This is a genomic window from Streptomyces sp. UH6, assembly GCF_013421635.1.
Taxonomy (GTDB): domain Bacteria; phylum Actinomycetota; class Actinomycetes; order Streptomycetales; family Streptomycetaceae; genus Streptomyces; species Streptomyces abyssomicinicus.
The window spans coordinates 1-1,691 of sequence record NZ_JACADT010001137.1 but is presented as its reverse complement, the minus strand read 5'-3'; the positions used below and the strand labels follow the sequence as shown (position 1 = coordinate 1,691).

The window sequence follows — 1,691 nt, the reverse complement described above, 5'->3', positions numbered from 1 at the left end:
GCCGCACGGGCCGCCGGAGACGGAGCCGATGCCGGTGCGGATGCCGGTGCCGGTGCGGATGCCGGTGCCGGTGCGGATTCGGGTGCGGCGGCGGGTGCCGCGGCGGGGACCGTCACCCAGATCACCGAGTCGTTCCTGACCCGGGAGGCCACCCGGGCCAACCTGGCCGCCAACGGCCTGGCCGAGGACGCGGTCTCGCTGCTGACCACCCGTGACGCGCCGCCGAAGCGGATCGACGTCCTGCTGGTCCGGGTCCCCAAGAGCCTGGCGCTGCTGGAGGACCAGCTGCACCGGCTGGCCCCGGCCCTGCACGAGGGCAGCGTGGTCCTCGGCACCGGCATGGTGAAGGAGATCCACACCTCGACGCTCGCCCTGTTCGAGCGGGTCGTGGGCCCCACCCGGACCTCGCTGGCGGAGCGCAAGGCACGGCTGGTGTTCGTCACGCCCGGCGGGCCGGCGGCGGAGGGCGGGCAGGCGGCTGAGCGCGGCGCCAACCCGTGGCCGCTGCGGTACGACCTGCCCGCGGACGCGGCGCTGGTGGCGGGACGCCCGGTGGTCAACCACGCCGGCGTCTTCTGCGCCGACCGCCTCGACATCGGCACCCGCTTCTTCCTCCAGCACCTGCCGACCGGCCCGGGCCTCGGCCGGGTGGTGGATCTCGGCTGCGGCAACGGCGTGGTCGGTGCGGCGGTGGCGCTGGCCGACCCGGACGCCGAGGTGCTCTTCACCGACGAGTCGTACCAGGCGGTCGCCTCCGCCGAGGAGACCTGCCGGGCCAACGGGCTCGGCGCGAGGACGGAGTTCAGGGTGGGCGACGGCCTGGACGGCGTCCCGTCGGGCAGCGTCGACCTGGTACTCAGCAACCCTCCGTTCCACTCCCATCAGGCGACCACCGACGCGATCGCCCGGCGGATGTTCCGGGGCGCGCAGCGGGTGCTGCGGCCCGGTGGCGAGCTGTGGATCGTCGGCAACCGGCACCTCGGCTACCACGTGACGTTGCGACGGGTCTTCGGCAACGCCGAACTGGTCGCCTCCGATCCGAAGTTCGTGGTGCTCCGGGCGGTCCGGCGGGGCTGACGTCTCAGCCGCCGACGGCCGCGGCGGGCGCCGTCCCGGATTCCGGTCCGGCGCCGCCTGCCCGGATCACCTTCAGGTAGCGCACCACCGTGTCCGCCACGGCCTCCTTCGCGGGGCCCAGGTAGCGGCGCGGATCGACCTGCTCGGGGTGGCGGGCCAGGTGGGCGCGCACGGCCCCGGTCAGGGCCACGTTGAGGGCGGTGCCCACGTTGACCTTGCCGATGCCCCCGGTGACCGCCGCGGCCAGTTCCGCGTCGGGGACCCCGGAGGAGCCGTGCAGCACCAGCGGGACGTCGACCGCCTCGGCGAGCCGGGTCAGCAGGGCGTGGTCCAGTGTGGCGGTGCGCGTGGTCATGGCGTGGGTGCTGCCGATCGCCACCGCCAGGGCGTCCACCCCGCACCCGGTGACGAACGCGCGGGCCTCGTCGGGGTCGGTGCGGGCCCCGGGCGCGTGCGCGTCCAGTGCGGGCGTGCCCTCCTTCCCGCCGACCTGACCCAGCTCCGCCTCGATCCACAGGCCCTGGCCGTGCGCCCAGCGCGCCGCCTCGCGGGTGGCGGCGAGGTTCTCGGCGTGGGGCAGCCGGGAGGCGTCGTACATCACCGAGCCGAAGCCG

At 75.5% G+C, this 1,691-nt stretch carries 2 protein-coding genes; one reads left to right on the top strand and one right to left on the bottom strand.

Annotation, left to right across the window (positions count from 1 at the left end; all coding sequences use genetic code 11):
• Positions 1-1,077: class I SAM-dependent methyltransferase (locus HW445_RS30000; RefSeq protein ID WP_180223959.1), on the top strand; the 1,077-nt coding region annotated here is incomplete at its 5' end.
• 4 nt (positions 1,078-1,081) lie between these two features.
• On the opposite strand, the gene HW445_RS29995 is transcribed toward HW445_RS30000, so the two are convergent.
• On the bottom strand, positions 1,082-1,691 hold a 610-nt coding region (locus HW445_RS29995; protein ID WP_180223958.1), incomplete at its 5' end, for a class II fructose-bisphosphate aldolase.